Genomic DNA, 20,298 nt, shown 5'->3' on the forward strand with positions numbered 1-20,298 from the left:
CCAGGCCGCCCACGGCCATCGCACCTTCACCTGCGCGACGGTGCGGGAGGTCGAGGGCATGGCCGCCGCCGGACTCGGCGACGACCTGCTGCTCGCCAATGAAGTCGTCGACGCCAGCCGGTTGGGCCGCGTCGATGCGCGGGTCACGCTCGCCGTCGATTCGAACGAGACCGTCGACGCCGCCGCAAAGGGTGGCGTCCGCGAGGTGCTGATCGACGTGAACGTCGGGCTGCCGCGCTGTGGCTGCGCGCCCGAGGCGGCGGGAGCGCTCGCCGAGCGCGCGCGCGGGCACGGGCTCAACGTACGCGGGGTGATGGGCTACGAGGGACACCTGATGCTGCAAGCCGACGTCACCGAGCGGGCGGCCGGCGTGGCGACCGCCATGGAGAAGCTGGCGCGCGCCCACGCCGACGTGGGAGGCGACGTCGTGTCGGCCGGCGGGACGGGCACCTATGCCGAGCACGAGATCGCCACCGAGATCCAGGCGGGCTCCTACGTGCTGATGGACACCGCCTACGATGCGGTCGGGCTTCCCTTCCGTCCGGCGCTCTCGCTGCTCTCGACCGTACTCTCGGTCTCCGAGGGCTTCGCCGTGGCCGACGCGGGCTTGAAGGCCCAGGGCATGGACCACGGCAACCCGAGCCTGGAGGGCGCCCAGGTCTGGTTCTGCTCCGACGAACACGTGACCTTCGCGCCGGAGTCCCCCGTCGCCGTTGGCGACCGGCTGCGCTTCCGGCCCGCACACGTCGATCCCACGCTGGCCTATCACGAACACTTGCACATCGTTGAAGGGGATACGGTCGTCGACCGTTGGCCGATCGACCTACGCGGCTGGTAGCGCTCCCGGCGATCCTGCGGAGACGCGAGGAAGAAAACACCGACGGGGTCCAGACCGGGGCAGGGCAGGCCGATACGCCGGCCGATGTCCAACGCGAAGTCGATGCCGCTGCTGGGACGCCTCGCCGTCCACCTCAAAATGATCACGATGGACCAGCTGGTGGAGGTGACGCGCCTCCAGAGCCAGCAAGGGGGAGAGCCCCGGCTCGGGCAGTTACTCGTCGACCAGGGCTACATCGATCAGGCCCAGCTCGCGAAGCTCGCCGCCGCCCAGCAGCAGGTGATCGCGAAGCACCGCGCGAAGCAGAACAAGGGGCTGGTCGATGCGCCGCCGAAGCCGCGGAACGAGGACGCCGCACCGCTGCGCGCGGTCGAGCCCGCCCCCGAGACTCCCGCTGCCGAGTCGGCGCCCGAAGCGGCGACCCCCGCGGCGCCCACCCCGGGAGCGGCACCCCAGGCCGAGCCGACCGCCCCCCCGGTCGCAGAGGCGCCGCCCGCGAAGCCGGCGACGCCGTCGAAGAAGCCCGTCACGCCCACGCGGGCGCAAGCCGAGCCCGACGAGGACTCGGCGATCGGTCGCGTCGAAGACTTCGCCGAACCGAGTGCCAGCGACCGCGAGGCCTTCCTCGATGTGCTGCGCGACGCGGTCGGTCGCGGCGCCAGCGACGTGCACCTGCATCCGGGTTCGCCGGTGCAGATCCGCGTCGGCGGATGCCTGCAGCCGGCAGGGAGCAGCGCTCTCGACACGCAGGTGGCCGAGCGCATGCTGCTCTCGGCCCTCGACGACTCCCAGCGTCGCATGCTCGCCGCCCGCGGCGAGCTCGACGTGTGCCACACCTTCGAGGGGATCGGCCGTTTCCGCGCGAACTTCTACCGGGAGCAGCGCGGCCTCGACGGCGTCTTGCGCTACATCTCGGCCGAGCCGCCGACCCTCGAGCAGCTCGGGCTGCCGGCCCGGCTCGCGAAGTTCACCACCTACCACCAGGGCATGGTGGTCGTGACGGGGCCTTCGGGCTGCGGCAAGTCGTCGACGATGGCCGCGCTCGTGAATCTGATCAACGAGGAACGGCGGGAGCACATCCTGACGATCGAGGATCCGATCGAGTACGTGCACCCTTCGAAGCGCTGCCTCGTGAACCAACGCAGTGTGAATCTGCACACCGAGTCGTTCGCGCGCGCGCTGCGTGGCGCGTTGCGCGAGGACCCGGACGTGATCGCGATCGGCGAGCTGCGCGACCTCGAGACGATCTCGCTGGCGCTCTCGGCGGCCGAAACCGGCCACTTCGTGATCGCCACGCTGCACACGGACAACTCGATCCGCACCATCAACCGCCTGGTCGGATCGTTCCCGGCCGACCAGCAGGACCAGGTGCGCACGATGCTCTCTGAGTCGCTGCGCGCGGTGATCTCACAGCGACTGTTGCCGAAGGCGGATGGGAGCGGTCGGGTGCCGGCGCTCGAGACCCTCGTGGTCAACCGCGCCGTCTCGAACCTCATCCGTGAGAACAAGACCTTCCAGATCCACTCGATCCTCCAGACCGGTGGATCCCAGGGCATGGCGCTGCTCGACAACGCGATCCGCGAACTCGTCCAGAGCGGCGACGTGACGGCGGAAGAGGCGGCGCGGCACCTCGAAGACGGCAAGGCCCTCGCGGCCTAGCGCGGAGACGAACCCATGGCTGCACTCGACACTCTGTTGATCGCTCTCAAGGACCGGAAGGGCTCGGACCTGCACCTCGCATCGGGCGTGGCTCCGCGCATGCGCGTGAAGGGGGCCCTCGACGTCATCGAGGGGCAGTGCGAACTCGACGACGCCGCCCTGCGCGCGATGATGCAGGAGATCGCCACGCCGGAGCAGTGGGAAGAGTACCTGCGCGATGGCGACCTCGACTTCGCCTACGGCCTGCCTGGCGTCGCGCGCTTTCGCGCGAACTACCTGGTTCAGGAGAACGGCGCTGGCGCGGTATTCCGGATCATTCCCGAGGAAATCCTGACCGCCGAGCAGCTGAAGCTGCCCGAGGCGGTGGTGAAGCTGGCCGAGCTCGAGAAAGGATTGGTCCTGGTGACCGGCCCGACCGGTTCCGGTAAGTCGACGACACTGGCCGCGATCATCAATCACATCAACACGAACCAGTGCCGCCACATCGTCACGATCGAAGACCCGGTCGAGTTCGTGCATCCGAACAAGCAGTCCGTCCTGTCACACCGGGAGGTGGGATCCCACACCCAGGGCTTCGGGCCGGCGCTGCGCGCCGCGATCCGTCAGGACGCGGACGTCGTGCTGGTGGGCGAGATGCGCGACCGCGAGACGATCGGGCTGGCGATCTCCGCCGCCGAGATGGGGTTGCTCGTCTTCGGGACGCTCCACACGAACAGCGCCGCCAAGACGATCGACCGCATCATCGACGCCTTCCCCGCGAAGGAGCAGAACCAGGTGCGGATCTCGCTCTCCGAATCGCTGGCGGCCGTCGTCTCGCAGATCCTGCTGCCGACCGCAGACGGCAAGGGTCGGTGCGCGGCCCAGGAGATCCTGCTGCGCACCCAGGGCCTGCCCAACGTGATTCGCGAGGGCAAGATCACGATGCTCAACTCGATCATCGAGTCCGGGAAGGCCCAGGGCATGCAGGCGATGGATGACGTGCTCTTTGCCTACGCCAAGGAAGGGCGCATCAGCGGCGCCGACGCCTACATGAAGGCGACGAACAAGCAGCGCTTCGAGAGCATGGCGGGCTCCGAGGAGCGCGCCGCCTGACCCTCCGCGGGTCGCGCACCACTCCGGCGCGCAGGCCGGGCGGTCGTGTAGAGCCCCCGGGCCCGCGGTGCGAAGCTGGCTATGGTCCCAGCCCATGAGCGAGCCCGACGCCACTCGCGCAAAGCGCATCCGCGCCCTGGCCATGGGCGTCTTCGCCGTGCTCGGTGTGGGCTTTCTCCATCTGACGCACCGCTATCTCTACCAGCGGCTCGTCGTCGATCCGGGTTGGGGCGGTTCCTGGGAAACCTGGGGGGCTCTGATCGTCACCGGGTTGGGCGCGCTGCTCGTGCTGCAGCCGATCGCCGAGCGCACCTTGCCCCATCGGCTCGGGCGCTTCATCGCTTGGCCCGCCTCGGTGTGGATGGGAGCGGGGTTCTGGCTCCTGCTGCTCTTGTTCGCGACCGACGCAGCGCTCTGGGTGGTGGGCAGCGAGGCCCATGCGGCCAGCCAGGCGAGCGTCGTTTCGAACGGCGCGCTGTGGCGGGCGGTGTTCGTCGGTGGGGTGACCGCGGTGGCACTGGGCTTCGGCCTGCGTTCCGGACTCGGCGGCCCGGAGCTGCGTCGCGAGACCTTCGAGATCGAGGCCTGGCCGGCCGCACTGGATGGGTTCCGGATCGTCCAGATCTCGGACATCCACATCGGCCCGATCCTCGATCGACGCTTCTCCGCGTCACTCACCACGCGCGTGAACGCCTTGGATCCGGATCTCGTCGCCGTCACGGGGGATCTCGTCGACGGCAGCGCTCGCTGGCTCGCGGAAGAAGTGGCTCCCTTCGCCGGGCTGCGCGGGCGTCACGGGGTCTTCTTCGTGACGGGGAATCACGATCACTACTCGGGCGCCCAGGCCTGGGTCGACGAGGTCGAAGCATTGGGCATGCGTCCCCTGCGAAACGAACGCGTCGAGATCGGCACGGACGCGGCGAGCTTCGATCTCGTGGGAGTCGACGATCATCATGCCCACTTCGTCGGGGATGGGCGCGAGGACCTCATGCGGGCGCTCGAAGGGCGCGATCCCGATCGCGCCGCCGTGCTGCTCGCCCACGATCCCGCCACCTACAAGGCCGCGCGCCACGAAGCCCTCGATCTCCAACTCTCTGGCCACACGCACGGCGGTCAACTCTGGCCCTTCGTCTACTTCGTGCGTCTCGCCACCCGCTACGTCGCTGGCCGCTATCGGGAGGGCCGCGCGCACCTCTACGTGAGCCGCGGCACCGGGTTCTGGGGTCCGCCGATCCGCTTCGGGGCTCCGGCAGAGATCACCGAGATCACACTGCGTTGCGCACCGGCTGCGGCCTCCTGATCCCCGACTACCCGACGACGCGCTGAGCGTCGATTCGCGCGGCAGCGGAAGCGCCCGCTCTCGTACCACTCGCGAGCGTTCGTCGATCGGCAACGGATTGCGCTGACATGCGACGCGTGCGCTGGAGCCGCACGAATGACGCATTCGTGTGTTTCAGCAACGCGCAACGTCTCGGGAATCCACGTCGTTTCCCGACTTCCCGTCAAGGGTGGTCGTCGTCGCTCCGATAACGCCAAGAGCAAGTACTCCCGCGTGCATCCTTGCGCGCGGTTGCGCTCTTGGGAGAGTGATGGCCGAACGGGCTCCGGCACAGAAGCAGCACGGCAAGAAGCGGCACAGCCTGGCCGCTTTCCTGATCCTGCTGTTGCCGGCGTTCATGTTCCTCGGGATTCTGGCGCCGGGTGCGGTCACCGTGGAGTACGAGGAGGAGGAGGAAGACTACGCGTCCGCCACCTTCCGCCGCATTCGGTCTTCGAAGCGCCCTCTGATCGGTCCCAACGATTTCACGAAGGGAACCGCTTCGCGTCCGGTCGACATCGAGGCGCTGTTCAAGAGCAGTCGCTATCGCGGACGCCAAGGGGTCCTCGTCGCAGGGCTGCCGAGCTTCCCGCGCAGCCAGGGCGACAGCATCGTCCTCGACGAAGCCGAGTACGCATCCGCCGCCTTGTTCGCGGACGCCGTCGACGAGCTGCGCGTCGACGTGACGCCGCTCTGGGATCCGGAGCTCTTCGACATCATTCCGCCGCCCGGTGGCGGCTTCGGTTTCGAGCAGTTCAACAACTTCAGCGGAAGTCCGGATCCGCCCACCGGCGATCCGGGACCACCGCCGCCGCCCATCGTTCCCGAGCCGGGGACCTTCGCGCTGCTCACCGCCGGCCTCGCGGCCCTCGCCGCACGCCGCCGCCGCTCGTCCTAGGTCCCACGCTCCGGCGTTGCGCAGCCGATCGCTCCGTTCCCGCTGCCGTCCGGGAGCGCGGTGATGCCCGGGATCGGAGCGTTCGGGATCGTGACGGCGGCCAGCCGGTTCGCCGGCGCGAGGTGTGGAGGCGCGCCGGAAGCGTCGGAAGACCAGGCACGCGAGCGGTCCCGAACTGCGGGGCTCGCGTCCCTCAGGCCATCGATTCGACGCAGGCGCGGAGCGACTGCGCCACGGCCACCGCGTGGGGCGGGCGTGCGTCCGGGTCCTTCTCGAGCAGCTGCAGGAGCAGGGCCGCGAAGTCCGCCGGAATGTCCATCTGGATCTCGCGGGGATCCGGCGGGGCCTCGTGGGCGTGCTGGTAGGTGACGTCTCCGTCACTGAAGGGCAGGCTGCCCGTCGCCAGCTGGTAGAGCGTGACGCCGAAGGCATAGAGATCGGCGCGGTGATCGACGCCCGCACCCGTCGCCTGCTCGGGCGCCATGTAGTAGGGCGTGCCGCCGACGATCGTGGTCGAGCGTCGCACCTCCTCGAGTGATTTCGCGATGCCGAAGTCCATGATCTTCACGACCTGGTCGTTCGTGAAGAAGACGTTCGCGGTCTTGATGTCGCGGTGGACGATGCGCTGCTGGTGGGCGTAGTGGAGCCCCGCGGCGATCTGCATGCCGATGCGGGCGGTATCCCGGACGGAGATGCGGCGGTGCTTCCGGACGATCTCGTTGAGCGGGCGTCCCTCGAGGAGCTCCATGGAGAGGAAGTAGTTGCCGTTCTCTTCGCCTGCGTCGAAGAGGGTGACGATGTTGGGGTGGTTCAACGCCGCCGCTGCACGCGCTTCGCGCTCGAAGAGCTCGACTGCATTGGGGTGCTCGCGCAGATTCTCGGGCAGGCGCTTCAAGGCGACGATCCTGCCGAGTCGCTTGTCGCGCGCCTTGTAGACGACCCCCATGCCACCGCGCCCGATCTCTTCGAGGGTCTCGTAGCGGCTCTCGATCGGCTCGGTGCTCGCCTCGGGGCCAGCAGCGCTCGGGGAGCGTGCCTCGACCCGCGTGCGGAGCCGCTCGATGCGTTCGGTGATGTCGCCGCGTGCGACGTCGCGGCGCCGGATGATCTCGCAGGTCTCGAGGGCCTGGCTCGTCTTCCCCGCTTTCTCGAGGACGGTGGCGTAACTCTCCAGGATGTCGATCGAAGCGTTCTCGGCGCCCACGCCCGAGAGCGCCTCTTCGAACTTCTGGACGGCGAGTTCGTGATCGCCGCGTTCGCTGACGATCTCGGCGATCACACGGCAGGTATGCCCGTAGTTCGGGTGACGCTGGTCGATCTGCTGGAGGTTCTGGATCGCCCGATCGATGTCGCCCATGCTGCGGGCTAGCTCGGCGGCGTCGGTGTATTCGCCCAGTCGCTCTAGGAGGGCGAGCTCACGCTCCTCGTTGCCCGCCTCGCGCCAGCACTCGATCGCGTTGCCGTAGTCGTAGACTTCCTCGAAACAACGGGCGGCCTCCTCGAACTGGCCCGCTTCGCGGTAGGCTGCTCCGGCTCGCGCGTGGTCGCCGGCCTGCTCGAAGAGCTGCGCCGAGCCCTCGGCGTCCGAGTCTGCACGCAGCTCCGCCGCATGGTCGAGGCGGCCCGCGGCTTCGAGTTCGATGGAGGCATCCTCGGAGCGGCCCTGGCGCTCGAGCAGCTCACCGCGCAGACGCGCGGCGGCCGTCTCGTCGCCGGCCCGCGCGAGCGCTTCAGAGGCGGTGTCGAGGTCACCGGTGAGGAACGGCTCGACGGCTTCCGGGCAGCCGCGGAAGACCAGCTCGCACTCTTCGAGGTCGACGTGGAGCGGCACCGCCTTGTCGAGGTTCTCGATGTAGATCTGGAACTCGCCCGCGGCGTCCTTGTCCCCGAGGAGCACGGTGTACTCCCCCTTCTGCAGGTACAGATAGGCGCGACCGTCGCGGGCGTAGCGCAGCGAGGATCGGTCGCCGCGGATCGCGACGCGGGCGTTCTTCGCCGGCTGGCCACCGCGCAGGATCTCCACTTCGACGGCGCATTCCTTCGGTCGGAAGTCGAAACAAAGATCCGAGCGGCCGCGCCGCTTCACCAGGACGCGCTGCTCTTCGAGGAAGTGGCCGATGACTTCTTCGCCCTTGGCGTCGAGCAGGGGCCCGCTCACCGTCACGGTGTAGGGGGTTCGGCGCGCCGGGATCCACTTGAAGGTCGTTTCCCGCGCGGCCATGTGTCGCTCGAAGCGACGGAGGAAGTCGAAGCGCCGGTTGCCCTTCATCTTCTCGCGGCCGGTCCGCTTGTCGATCGTCTTCTGCTTGACCTGGTCCGGTCGCGTCGTGACGTGGATGCTGAAGAAGCCCTTCGTCTTCTCGGGGAGCTTGATCCGGATGTCGATGGTTCCCCAACCCCGGAACATCGGGAAGGCGCAGCCGAGCAGGAGCACGCCGAGCGCGGCCAGGGCCCAGGGGTTCCACGCGCCGTAGACGGCCAGGCCGCCGCCTACGCAGTGCGTGGCAGAGAGGACCTTCACCGTTTCCGGAGAGCGCCCGCGCAAGAAGCGCGTCTCGAAGGCGAACGAGCCTGCGTCGCATTCCACGCTCGCGTGATCGCCGGGGTGCGCGAACAGCCGAGCCACGAACACCCCGTCGGTGTCGAGTGAGCCGTTGACTGCTGCAATGACGTCGGCGGCGAGCGCGTCTTCGCGCTCGAAGCGGTACAGCTGGTCGATGTAGCGGGAGAGCGTCTCGGAGTGTTCGGCGGGCACCGAGCCGAGTCGGAACCGTGCGCCGACCGCTTCCCGGATTCCGTCCTCGAGTCGCGCGGCGTCCGGATTCTTCGGTCGCACGGCTCGCCGCAGCCAGGTCTTCCAGTCGGACGGCTCCCGCAGCCCGAGATGGACCACCTGGTGGCGGCTCGCCTGGGAAAGGCTCGAGGAGAAGCTCAGGATCATCGAGTCGAAGTCGTGGAACTCGGCGAGCGATTCGCCGCCTTCGGTCGCCTCGGACGGGCCGCGCGTGAGCACCGCCGCGAGTTGGCGCGCTTCGATGGCGCCGCTCGAGTGGCCCGTGGCTTCGAGGGCGTCGGCGAGTTCCTCCTGCAGCACCGGGTCGTGGGGCTTCAGTTCGGCGGCACGCGTGAGATGCGCACGAGCTGCTTCGCTGTCGCCCCGTGCAGTTTCGTTGCGCGCGGCCTCGCGCAGCAGCCGTACGTCTTCGATCGAGCCTCCGCTCGACAACACGACGGCCGCGTCGCTGTGGGAGCCGACGAGGCGCAGGCTGCGGGCCAGACGCAGCTGGGTCGGGACCCGGGTGGGCGCGAGCTCCTGTGCCTTCGCCAGGAGCGGTTGCGCCTCGCTCGCGCGATCGCTCTCGACGAGGATCACGGCGAGTTCGACGACGGCGTCGGGCTGGGACGTGTCGAGTTCGATGGCCTTGCGCAGGGCCGGTTCGGCCGCGGCGAGATCGCCCGCGCGCGCGGCCGCGGTGCCCAGCCCGCTCCACGTCTCCGCCTCGGAGTGCCCGGCGTCCAGCGCTTCCTGGAATGCGGCGCGCGCCTCGGCGGGACGGCCCAGACGGGCCTCCAGGCGGCCGAGCGCGGCCGCCGCCACACCCTGCCGGTTCGGGTCGAGCGAAGCGACGCGTCCGAAGTGGGTGCGGGCGCGATCGGTTTCGAGTCGGTGGGCTGCACGCTGCCCCGCGCGAAGCGCGTGGGATGCTGCGCGCCCCGGGACGTCGGCGTCGACCTTCAGGAGCCAGCGCAGGGCGAGGCCATCCTGCTCGTCGAGACTCGCGGCACGGTCGAGCGCCTCGCGTGCGGCTTCGCGGTCTCCCTGCTGAAAGCGCGCGCGACCCATCGCGATCCAGGCGTGCGGGTCTTCGGCGCGCTCGGTGAGCACCGGGTCGAGGTAGCGCAGCGCGGTCTTCGGGTTGTCGCGCGCCAGCTGGACTTCGGCGGCGGCGAGGAGCAGATGACCGTTCGGTTGCTGGGACTGCGCCGACCGGTTGGCGTCGTTTCCCACCAGTCGCCAAGCGCCCAGCAGGTCTCCGCTCGCCGCGAGCACCCGCGCCCGTTCGACCTTGTCGCCCTGGTTGCGGCGCGCCGCAGCCACGATCTCTTCGCGGGCGCGCATCGCGACCGGCGCGAGCTTGCCCTCCACGGCCCGCCAGGCGGCGTAGGGTTCACCGGCGTCCCGCAGGTCGAGGGCTCGGGTGGCGCTGGCGAGCTCATCGAGGAGCGGCGGCGTGATCGCCGACGCCGAGAGCCCGAGAGCGGGCGCCACCTGTTCGAGCGCGGTCGCGCAGGCGCTTCCGAGTTGGTGCAGGGTCGCAGTACCCACGCCCGTCGCGAGGATCTGGCGGGTTCCCGGTGCGTAGAGAACGACACGGAGCTCGACGGCACCGCGATGCTCGGAGAGTTCGGTGAGCAGTGCGTGGTGGGCGCCTCGCGCGGCCGCCTCGTCGACGCCCGCCATGCCCGAAGCGGTGAGGGGCCGGGGCTGGAGGCCGCCGCGGCGCAGCGACTCGGCCACCCACGCATCGAAGCCGCGCGCGATCGGCGCCAGATCTCCGACGACCGAAGCCGGAGCCACGGCGACGGGGCGAGCGTCCTCGGCTCCGATCCGCGGAGCGAACGCGCATCCGAGGATCGCGGCCAACGCGATCACCCGGGCGGTGCGGACGTGGAAAGGTGCGAGGGCGCTCTGCATCGCACCTGCGCATCGGCGCTCCTGGGGCTCTGGCTGAGCGCGTTTTCATCCTCGCCGCGGAGTCTCGTGGCGGGCCACCAGGAGCCGGCAAAAAATCCGCTCAACCCGTTGATCTGGAAGCGCTTCTAGCTTTTCTGGCGATGTCGGCGGAAACGCTCGATCCAGGCGTTCGTCGAGCTGTCGTGCTGCGGCGCGCCCGCGCCCGTCAGCTCTTCGGCGATCCGCCGGGCCAGCTGCTTACCGAGTTCGACGCCCCACTGGTCGAAGGAGTTGATCCGCCAGAGCACGCCCTGCACGAACACCTTGTGCTCGTAGAGGGCGAGGAGGGCACCCAGGCTGTGGGGCGTGAGGGCCGGGGCCACCAGGAGGTTGCTCGGCCGGTTCCCCGGGAAGGTGCGGTGCGGCACGAGGCCGGGTGCCGTGCCCTCGGCTTCGACCTCGGCGGCGCTCTTTCCGAAGGCGAGGGCTTCGGTTTGCGCGAACAGGTTGGCCAGGAGCTGGGTGTGCTGATCGCCTTGCGGGTGGCCGCTCTCCAGAAACCCGAGGAAGTCGCAGGCGACGAGTGCCTCCCCCTGGTGGAGCAGCTGGAAAAAGGCGTGCTGCCCATTCGTGCCCGCCTGGCCCCAGACGATCGGCCCCGTGGCCTGCGACACCGGCCGGCCGTCGTGGTCGACGCGCTTCCCGTTGCTCTCCATGTCGAGCTGCTGCAGGAACTCGGGGAGTCGCGCGAGGCGCTGGTCGTAGGGAAGAACCGCGGTGCTCTCCCAGCCGAGGACGTTGCGGTACCAGACGCCGATCAGCGCGAGTAGGACCGGCAGGTTCGTCTCGAGCGGTGCGTCGCGGAAGTGCTCGTCCATGGCGCGCGCGCCCGCGAGAAGCGAGCGGAAGGCGTCTCCGCCGACGGCGAGCGCGATCGAGAGTCCCACCGACGACCACAGCGAGTAGCGCCCGCCCACCCAGTCCCAGAAGCCGAAGGTGCGGTCGGTGTCGATCCCGAACTCGGCGACGGCCGTCAGGTTCGTCGACACGGCGGCGAAGTGGTCGGCCACGGCCGCCTCGTCGCCCAGGGCATCGACGATCCAACGGCGAGCGGCGCGCGCGTTGGCGAGCGTCTCGAGGGTCGTGAACGTCTTCGAGCAGACGATGCACAGGGTCTCGGCCGGATCGAGGTCGCGGGTCACGAGGGCGAAGTCGTTGGGGTCGACGTTCGCCACGAAGCGCACGTCGAGCGCCTCGCTCGGCTGCCCACGCAATGCCTCGACGACCATCCGAGGCCCCAGGTCGGATCCGCCGATGCCCAGGTTCACCACGTTCCGGAAGCGCTTCCCGCTGAAGCCCTTCACCTCGCCTCCACGGACCTCGTCGGCGAACGCGGTGAAGCGGTCCAGGACGGCGTGGACATCCTCGCCGACGCGCTGCCCCTCCAGAGCAAGGTCGGTGTCGCGGGGCGCGCGCAGCGCCGTGTGCAAGACCGCCCGCCCTTCGGTGTGGTTGATCGGCTCGCCTGCGAACATCGCGCGGGCGTGCGCGGCGACGCCGCAGGCGCGCGCCAGCGCGAGCAGGGCATCGCGGCCGCGCGCGTCGATCCGGTTCTTCGCGTAGTCGAGGGTCCAGCCCGCGCCCTCGGCCACCCAGGTTTCGCCGCGTGTGGGGTCGGCCTCGAAGAGGCCGCTTAGCTCGAGCCCGGCGCCGTGTTCCCGGAGTGACTCCAGGGCGCGCCAGGCTTCCGCGCTGGCGTCGCTCACGAGCGCTTCTTTCGCGGGGCCCGCTTCTTGCGCAGAAGCGGGACGAGATAGCGGCCCGTACTCGATCCCTTCGTGCGCGCCACGGTCTCGGGTGTTCCGCAGGCAACGACCTCGCCGCCGCTCGGCCCGCCTTCGGGTCCGACGTCGATGATCCAGTCGGCGGCCTTGATGACGTCGAGGTTGTGCTCGATCACGACGATGCTGTTCCCGGCGTCGACCAGGCGCTGCAGCACGTCCAGGAGCTTGCGGACGTCGTCGAAGTGCAGGCCGGTCGTCGGCTCGTCGAGCAGGTAGAGCGTCCGCCCGGTGGCGCGCTTCGCCAGCTCACGGGCCAGCTTGATGCGCTGGGCCTCGCCGCCCGAGAGGGTGGGCGAAGGCTGTCCCAGGTGCAGGTAGTCGAGACCCACGTCCATCAGGAGCTCGAGGGGTTGGCAGATGGCCTTGTGCGCGCTGAAGAGCTCGGCGGCTTCGCGGACCGTCAGCTCGAGGACGTCCGCGATCGATCGCCCCTTGTAGCGAACCCGCAGGGTCGCCTCGTTGAAGCGTTTCCCCTGGCACTCCTCGCACCGCACGTAGACGTCGGGCAGGAAGTGCATCTCGATCTTGCGCACGCCGTCGCCTTCGCAGGCCTCGCAGCGACCGCCCTTCACGTTGAAGGAGAAGCGTCCGGGCTTGTAGCCGTGGAGCCGCGACTCGGGGAGGTTCGTGAACAGCCGGCGGATCTCGTCGAAGACCTTGATGTAGGTGACCGGGTTGCTGCGGGGCGTGCGTCCGATCGGGCGCTGGTCGATCCGGATCACCTTGTCGATCTGATCGAGGCCGTGCAGCGCCCGGTAGCGACCGACGCGACGGGTGGACTGATGGAGCTCGCGGGCCAGCGCCGGGTACAGGATGTCGTTGACGAGGGTCGACTTCCCCGCGCCCGAAACCCCCGTGACTGCGGTCAGCACGCCGAGCGGGAACTCGACGTCGACGTCGCGAAGGTTGTTCTCGTGGGCGCCGGCGATCTTCAGGCTGCCCGTCGCAGCGCGTCGCTCCTTGGGGACCGCGACTTCCATGCGGCCCGAGAGATAGGCGCCGGTCAGCGACTTCGCGTGGCGTTCGAGGCTCTTCGGCGTGCCGGCATGGACGATCTTTCCGCCCAGCACGCCCGCTCCGGGACCGAAGTCGATGACGTGATCGGCCGCCCGGATCGTCTCCTCGTCGTGCTCGACGACGACGACCGTGTTCCCGATGTCGCGCATGCGCAGCAGGGTTTGGAGGAGGCGCTTGTTGTCGCGCTGGTGCAGCCCGATCGACGGTTCGTCGAGGATGTAGATGACGCCGGTGAGCTCCGAACCGACCTGACTGGCGAGCCGGATGCGCTGGGCTTCACCGCCCGAAAGGGTCGGCCCGGCGCGGTCGAGGGACAGGTAGCCGAGGCCCACCGCCGCCAGGAAGTCGAGCCGACTCTTGATCTCCTTCAAGACCTCGGCCGCGATCTGCTTCGCAGAGCCCTTCAGCGCGAGGCCGCCGAAGAAGTCGCGCGCGGCGTCGACGGTGAACGACGAGATGTCCACGATCGTGCCGCCGCCCACGCGAACCGCCGCGCTCTCGGGGCGCAGCCGCGACCCCTGGCAGCTCGAGCATTCCGCATCCCCGATGAACTGGGCGTACCAACGCTTCGCGCGCTCGGAGCTCGCTTGTTTGAAGCGCCGCTCGAGGCGCGGGACGATGCCCTCCCAGGTGGTCTCGAAGGAGCCGGCGCCGCCGCTCTTCCCCTTCCACTTGACCGGGTAGGTTCGGTCGGCCGTGCCGTAGAGCAGCTGCTCGCGCTGCTTCTTCGGCAGCTTCGCGAAGGGTCGATCGAAATCGATCTTCAGCTGCGAGACGATCTGCGCCCGGAAGCCGCTGCTCCAGCCCACCTTCTCCGACACCTTTGGACCCCACGACTTCACCGCACCCTCGTCGAGGGAGAGCGATTCGTCGGGGATCACGAGTCGCAGGTCGATGTCGGTGCGGGTGCCGAGGCCGTTGCACTCGACGCACATGCCCTGGGGGCTGTTGAAGGAGAAGCTCTGGGGCGTCAGCTCGGGGAACGAGAGGCCGCAGTCGGCGCAGGCCATCTTCTCGGAGAAGACGCGGTCGCCGTCGTCCGTGTTCGCGATCAGCAGCCCCTCGCCCACGCGTAGCGCGGTCTCCACCGAATCCGTGAGACGCGAGAACGCGTCGGGCTTCACGACGATTCGATCGACGACGGCCTCGACCGTGTGCTTCCGCCGCTTGTCGAGGGCCTCGACCTCTTCGCTGAGCTTCATCTCGCCGTTGACGCGCAGGCGGACGAAGCCCGAGCGGCGTACCTCGGCCAACAGCTCGCGGTGCTCGCCCTTGCGGTTCACCAGGATGGGCGCCATCAGGACGAGGCGCGTGCCCTTGGGCAGGGTCGCGAGCTCACGGCTGATCTGTTCAGCCGTCTGTCCGCGTACGGGCTTTCCGCACTGGTGGCAGTGCTGGGTTCCCACGCGCGCGAAGAGCACGCGCAGGTAGTCGGAGATCTCGGTGATCGTCCCGACCGTCGAGCGCGGGTTGGTCCCGGTCGTCTTCTGCTCGATCGAAATCGTCGGAGACAGGCCGCGGATGGTCTCGTAGCGCGGCTTCTCCATCTGACCGAGGAACTGCCGCGCATACGCCGAGAGGGACTCGACGTAGCGTCGCTGTCCCTCGGCGTAGAGCGTGTCGAAGGCCAGCGACGACTTCCCGGAGCCCGAGACGCCGGTCAGCACCACCAACTGCTTCTTCGGGATCTTGACGTCGATCCCGCGCAGGTTGTGTTCCCGCGCGCCGCGAATCCGAACGTGATCGAGTTCCATGAGGGGAGGGCGAGGATACCCGCCCGCTGCGCTTCTCGCCCCGCAGCGCGTCGTGCTAGGGGACGGCGATCGCGTCGGCGACGGCGAAACGGGGCGATGCCGCCGCTTCCTGCACACCCGTCGCCGGGTCGTGGCTCGCGGCGAGCACCCGCCCGTGGGCCCAAGGACCCGCTCGCAGTACGTCGTGGCCGCGCCCCTCCAGGTCTTCCAGCACACCGTCGGCGAACCGCGTTTCAGCAGAGATCGCGGCCGGCTTCGCGTGGCGCGGGTAGAAGGAGCTCGGCATGTGGTCCGAGTGCACGGTCGGGGCGTCGATCGCGGCTTGCAGGTCGTTCTCGCCGCGCGCGATCTGATCCAGGACGCGCAGGAAGAACTGGGAGGTCCACTGGTCCTGCTGGTCGCCGCCGGGCGTTCCGAACGCGAGCCAGCGTCCATCGGGAAGCTCGGCGAGCGAAGGCGAGAGCGTCGTGCGGGGGCGCTTCCCCGGCGCGAGGGCATTCGGGTGCTCGGGGTCGAGCACCGCCATCTGGAGCCGGGTACCGACGGGGAAGCCGAGTTCGGGGACGACGGGGGACGTGGGGATCCAGCCGCCACTCGGGGTCGCAGCGATGACGAGTCCGGACGCGTCGGAGGCGACGCACATCGTCGTATCCGTGCGGCCGCGCGAAGCGGCGAGGGCACCGGGCTCCACCGGTGCCTGGGGCGCGGCGGCGCCCAGCGGCCAGCCCTTCGGCAAGCGGCCCATGCCGGGCACGAGTTCGCGGGAGGCCTGCTTCGGGTCGATGCGGCGCGCGCGTTCGGCGGCGTACTCCGCCGAGAGCAGGCGGTCGAGCGGCACCTTCACGAACGCGGGATCGCCGTAGCAGGCGTCCCGGTCGGCGAAGGCGAGCTTCGCGACTTCGATCCAACGATGCAGGGCATCGGCCGTCGACAGGTCGCCGAGCGGCGTGGCGCCCAGGAGCGCGAGCTGCTGGAGGAACACGGGCCCCTGACTCCAGGCTCCCGCCTTCCACACACGCGACCCGCGGGAGGCGAGGTGGGCGGGTTCCTCACACGCTCCCGTGTAGGTCGCGAGGTCGTGGGCGGTGAGCAAGCCGGCATGGGCTTCGCCACTGGCGTCCTTCACCGGCTGGGTGAGGAAGCGCTCGATCGCCTCGGCGTCGGGACCCTCGTAGAAGACGGCGCGTGCAGCGCGGATCCCCGCTTCGCGCCCCGACGCCTGACGGTCTGCGTCGCAGAGACGTTTGAGCCACGCCGCCATCGCGGGGTTGGTCTGGCGACCGCCGATCGGCGGTACGGGCGTGTAGATCGCGGCGCTGCTCGGCCACTCGCGTTCGAAGCGCGGCGCGATCAACTCGAGCAGCACACGCAGGAACGGGTACATCGGGAAGCCGCGCTCGGCGAGCGCACGAGCGGGCGCGAACACCTCGGAGAGGCGACGCGTGCCATAGCGCTCGAGCAGCTGGCACCAGGCGTCGAGGGCGCCGGGGATGGCGGCGGAGAGCAGCCCGTCGGGCGGGATCAGAGACAGCCCGAGCTGTTCGAAGTGCTCGATCGTCGCGGCCGCCGGGGCCGGACCCTGGCCCGAGATCACCACCACCCGGTCCTCGCGCGGGTCACGCACGAGGATCGGAACTTCACCGCCGGGTCCGTTCTGGGTGGGTTCCAATACCCAGAGCGCCGCGCCCATGGCACAGGCGGCGTCGGCGGCGTTGCCGCCCGAGGCGAGCATCTGGGCCCCGATCTGGGTGGCGAGGTAGTGGCCGGCGGCGACCGTGCCCCCGAAGCTGCGCACCGGTGCGCGCGTTGTCGTCATGGAGCGCAGTATGCCCGAAGCCGCGAGCGGGTATCATGCGCCGACTCCGAGGAGGACCCGATGCCCGTCGACCCCCAGGCCCAGGCCGTGCTCGATCAGTTCCCGCCGATGCCCGACGATCTCTCCGGGATCGATGCCGTCGCCATGCGCGAGGGGATGAACCAGGGCGCCCTCGGCGATGCCGAGCCCGAGCCCGTCGCAAAGGTGATCGATCGCACGATTCCCGGACCTGCCGGCGAGATTCCCGTTCGGGTCTATCTGCCCGAGGGCGACGGCCCGTTCCCCGGGCTCGTCTACTTTCACGGCGGTGGCTTCGTGGTGGGCAACCTCGACACCCACGACGGTGTGTGTCGTCAGCTCGCGAACGGTGCGGGATGTGCGGTGGTCTCGGTCGACTACCGGCTCGCTCCGGAGCATCGCTTTCCCGCCGCTCCGGAGGACTGCTACGCGGCGACGGCGTGGGTGGCGAAGGAGGGCGCTGCGCTGGGCATCGACACGTCGCGACTCGCCGTGGGAGGCGACAGCGCGGGTGGGAATCTGACGGCGGCCACTACCCTGCTGGCCCGCGAACGGGGCGGCCCGAAGCTGCGGTTCCAGCTGCTGGTCTACCCGGTGACCGACTGCGCATTCGACACCGCGTCCTACGAGGAGAACGCGACCGGGTACTTCCTCACGCGAAGCCTGATGCGTTGGTTCTGGGACCAGTACCTCGCGGAACCGGCCGAGGCCGAACAGGCGATTGCTTCCCCGCTGCGCGCGCAAGACGTGGCCGGACTTCCGCCCGGGATCTGCATCACCGCGGGCTACGATCCGCTGCGCGACGAGGGCGAGGCGTACGCGAAGCGCCTCGTGGACGCGGGAGTGGCCTGCCCCGTGTCGCGCTACGACGGAATGATCCACGGCTTCTTCAGCATGCCCTTCGACGCTTCTCGTCAGGCCCTGCAGGAGGCCGCGAAGGCGCTGCGCGAAGCGCTCGCCTAGCGGCAGGGAGGCCCCACGATGGCGGTGCGTATCGGCGTTGGTCTCGCCGGGTTTCCCTTCGAAGGACCGGCGGACTTCTGGCGCTGGATCGAGTTGTGCGAAGCGTCGGACGTCGACTCGTTCTGGCAGAGCGATCGGCTGATCTCGCGGGCGCCGGGACTCGACTCGATCGCGACGATGGGCGCCCTCGCGGGCGGGACGTCGCGGCTCAAGTTCGGGATGAGCGTCACCGTCGTCAGCTTTCGCGACCCGCTCGTGCTCGCAAAGGAGTGCGCGACGATCGACTACCTCTCGAACGGGCGACTGCTCCCCGCGTTTGGTGTGGGGACCGGGGGGGCGCCGGAGTGGCGCGCCTTGGGTATCTCGGAGAAGCGTCGCGGGGCGCGGGCCGACGAGGCGCTCACGCTGTTGGCGCGCCTCTGGTCCGAGGAGTCGGTGGACTTCGAGGGCGAGTTCTATCGCTACGAGGGCGTGACCATCGCGCCGCGCCCGGTCCAGCAACCGCTGCCGCTGTGGATCGGCGGAAGCAGCCCGGCGGCGATTCGGCGCACGGCCCGCCTGGGCACCGGTTGGCTCGCGGGGATCCAGACGCCTGCCGAGGCGGCACCGGTGGTCGCGGCGATCCGGGATGCGTCGGCCGAAGCCGGTCGTCCCGTGGACGCGGAGCACTACGGTGCCGGTTTCCCCTTCCGCTTCGGAAGCCAGGACGATGCGGCGGTGCAGCAGACCGCGCGCGGGTTCCAGCGCTTCCGGCCCGACTTCGACCTGGATGCCTATCTCGCGGTCGGAGATGCGGCCACGGTTCTCGCACGGATCGAGGAATACCGTCGCGCCGGCATGACCAAGTTCGTGCTGCGACCGGTGGCCGAAGACGCGAAGGATCTCCTCGCCCAGACCGAGCGCCTGGTGGCGGAAGTGCTCGCGGCGATTCACGGCTGAACGGGTATCTTTCTCGCATGGCCTCTCTCTCCGACGAGCAGAAGCGCGATCTGCTCGCCCGCGTGCCGCTCTTCCAGGGTTTCTCTCCGAAGGAGATCGACGCCCTCGTGCCCGCGGCCCGGGCCGTTTCGGCGAAGGTCCGCGAGGAGCTGTTTCACAAGGGCGATAGCGGCTCCCAGCTCTACATCGTGATCGAGGGACGTCTGAAGGCCCTGACGACGTCGTTCGAGGGAGACGATGTCGTCTTCAGCGTCATGGGACCCGGCGAAGTCTTCGGTGAGGTCGCGTTGCTCTCCGAGAGCCCGCGTACCGCCACGGTGCGCGCGATCGACAAGTGCCAGCTCCTCGTGTTGGACCGCCGTGACTTCCTGGCGTTCCTGAAGCGCACGCCCGACGTCGCGGTTCGCATGCTGTCCGTCCTCGTGGAGCGACTGAAGAGCGCGAGCGAGTTCGTCGAAGACGTGCAGTTTCTCAACCTGCCCGTACGCCTGGCCAAGAAGTTCATGCACTTCGCCGATCGCTACGGCAAGGAGAACGGCAGCGAGTTGAAGATCGACATCAAGCTCTCGCAGGAAGAATGGGGAGATCTGGTGGGCGCGACCCGCGAGAGCATCAACAAGCAGATGCGTAGCTGGAGCGACGAGGGGCTGATCCGCGTCGACGCCGGCTACGTGACCTTGCTCGACCCGGACGCCATCGAGCGACTGGCGTTCTCGACCTTCTGATGGCACCGCCCCGACGCGTCGAAGTGGCGGGATGCCACAACTTCCGGGATCTCGGCGGGTATCCGACCGAGTCGGGAGGCCAGCTGCGCTGGCGCCAGATCTTTCGCGCCGACGGCCTGCACGCACTCGAGGCGGGGGGCGTCGCCACACTGCGCGACGAGATCCAGCTCGGTGACATCATCGATCTGCGTTCGACCGCCGAGCTCGAGCTTGACGGTCGCGGTCCGCTGCAGCGCGAGGCCATGCGCTTTCATCACCTGCCGCTCTTCGACGGGCCCGGCTCCACCGAGCGCCCGCCGATGGCGAGTCTCGCCGATCTGTACTTCGGCATGATCGAGTTCGCGCGGGGGCCGCTCGCGCGCGTGATCACGACGATCGCGCGCACGGACGATCCGGTCGTCTTCCACTGCGCCGCGGGAAAGGATCGCACCGGGGTCGTCTCGGCGCTGCTCCTGGCCCTGCTCGGCGTGCGGGACGAGGTGATCGTGGTGGACTACGCCGCGACCCGCGATTCCCTCGATGCGATCGTCGAGCGCCTGATGTCGAGCGAAGGCTACAAGGACATGTGGAAGGAACTACCGCCGGACACGCTCCATGCCGAGCCCGAGACGATGCGCTCCTTCCTCGAGCAGATTCGCGCGAAGTACGGATCGGCCGCTGACTACGTGGCGGACATCGGCGTCGCTCCGGACGACATCGCGCGCCTGCGTGAGCGGGTGGTCGAAGCCTGAAGATCGCGCTG

The 20,298-nt window shown here is 69.3% G+C and carries 13 protein-coding genes; 9 read left to right on the top strand and 4 right to left on the bottom strand.

The features are described 5' to 3' along the window. The 5 genes from AAF430_23050 to AAF430_23070 form a co-directional block, all read left to right on the top strand. Positions 1-838: alanine racemase (locus tag AAF430_23050; GenBank protein MEM7413126.1), on the top strand; the 838-nt coding region annotated here is incomplete at its 5' end. A gap of 84 nt (positions 839-922) precedes the next feature. After that, positions 923-2,497 carry a PilT/PilU family type 4a pilus ATPase gene (locus AAF430_23055; protein ID MEM7413127.1) on the top strand — a complete coding sequence of 525 codons (1,575 nt, stop codon included), beginning with the start codon at positions 923-925 and terminating at the stop codon, positions 2,495-2,497. Positions 2,498-2,512: 15 nt separating this feature from the next. Further along, positions 2,513-3,589, top strand: coding sequence for a type IV pilus twitching motility protein PilT (locus AAF430_23060; GenBank protein ID MEM7413128.1), 1,077 nt, complete (start codon positions 2,513-2,515; stop codon positions 3,587-3,589). A gap of 94 nt (positions 3,590-3,683) precedes the next feature. Then, complete coding sequence (locus AAF430_23065) at positions 3,684-4,889, top strand: metallophosphoesterase (protein ID MEM7413129.1); 1,206 nt, start codon at positions 3,684-3,686, stop codon at positions 4,887-4,889. A gap of 289 nt (positions 4,890-5,178) precedes the next feature. After that, positions 5,179-5,805 carry a PEP-CTERM sorting domain-containing protein gene (locus tag AAF430_23070; protein MEM7413130.1) on the top strand — a complete coding sequence of 209 codons (627 nt, stop codon included), beginning with the start codon at positions 5,179-5,181 and terminating at the stop codon, positions 5,803-5,805. 193 nt (positions 5,806-5,998) lie between these two features. On the opposite strand, the gene AAF430_23075 is transcribed toward AAF430_23070, so the two are convergent. From AAF430_23075 to AAF430_23090, 4 genes are all read right to left on the bottom strand, one after another. After that, positions 5,999-10,501 (bottom strand): protein kinase, encoded by a 4,503-nt coding sequence (locus AAF430_23075; GenBank protein MEM7413131.1) that lies wholly within the window; start codon positions 10,499-10,501, stop codon positions 5,999-6,001. A 125-nt stretch (positions 10,502-10,626) separates the two neighbouring features. Further along, complete coding sequence (gene pgi, locus AAF430_23080) at positions 10,627-12,246, bottom strand: glucose-6-phosphate isomerase (GenBank protein MEM7413132.1); 1,620 nt, start codon at positions 12,244-12,246, stop codon at positions 10,627-10,629. Next, positions 12,243-15,095, bottom strand: coding sequence for an excinuclease ABC subunit UvrA (gene uvrA, locus AAF430_23085; GenBank protein ID MEM7413133.1), 2,853 nt, complete (start codon positions 15,093-15,095; stop codon positions 12,243-12,245). The genes pgi and uvrA overlap by 4 nt, the downstream gene beginning before the upstream one ends. 55 nt (positions 15,096-15,150) lie before the next feature. After that, entirely contained in the window at positions 15,151-16,911 is a 1,761-nt protein-coding gene (locus AAF430_23090; protein ID MEM7413134.1) for a gamma-glutamyltransferase, read from the bottom strand. Positions 16,912-16,971: 60 nt separating this feature from the next. Between AAF430_23090 and AAF430_23095 the strand changes: the two genes are divergently transcribed. The 4 genes from AAF430_23095 to AAF430_23110 are packed head-to-tail and all read left to right on the top strand — an operon-like array spanning position 16,972 to position 20,287. Then, a complete protein-coding gene (locus AAF430_23095) occupies positions 16,972-17,892 on the top strand; it encodes an alpha/beta hydrolase (GenBank protein MEM7413135.1) in 921 nt (306 codons plus the stop codon). Between the two features lie 18 nt (positions 17,893-17,910). Beyond that, on the top strand, positions 17,911-18,831 hold the full coding sequence (locus AAF430_23100; GenBank protein ID MEM7413136.1) for an LLM class flavin-dependent oxidoreductase: 921 nt from the start codon (positions 17,911-17,913) through the stop codon (positions 18,829-18,831). A gap of 17 nt (positions 18,832-18,848) precedes the next feature. Next, a complete protein-coding gene (locus AAF430_23105) occupies positions 18,849-19,556 on the top strand; it encodes a Crp/Fnr family transcriptional regulator (GenBank protein ID MEM7413137.1) in 708 nt (235 codons plus the stop codon). Beyond that, complete coding sequence (locus AAF430_23110; GenBank protein MEM7413138.1) at positions 19,556-20,287, top strand: tyrosine-protein phosphatase; 732 nt, start codon at positions 19,556-19,558, stop codon at positions 20,285-20,287. The genes AAF430_23105 and AAF430_23110 overlap by 1 nt, the downstream gene beginning before the upstream one ends. Positions 20,288-20,298 lie beyond the last annotated feature (11 nt).

Source organism: Myxococcota bacterium, from assembly GCA_039030075.1.
GTDB lineage: Bacteria > Myxococcota_A > UBA9160 > UBA9160 > SMWR01 > JAHEJV01.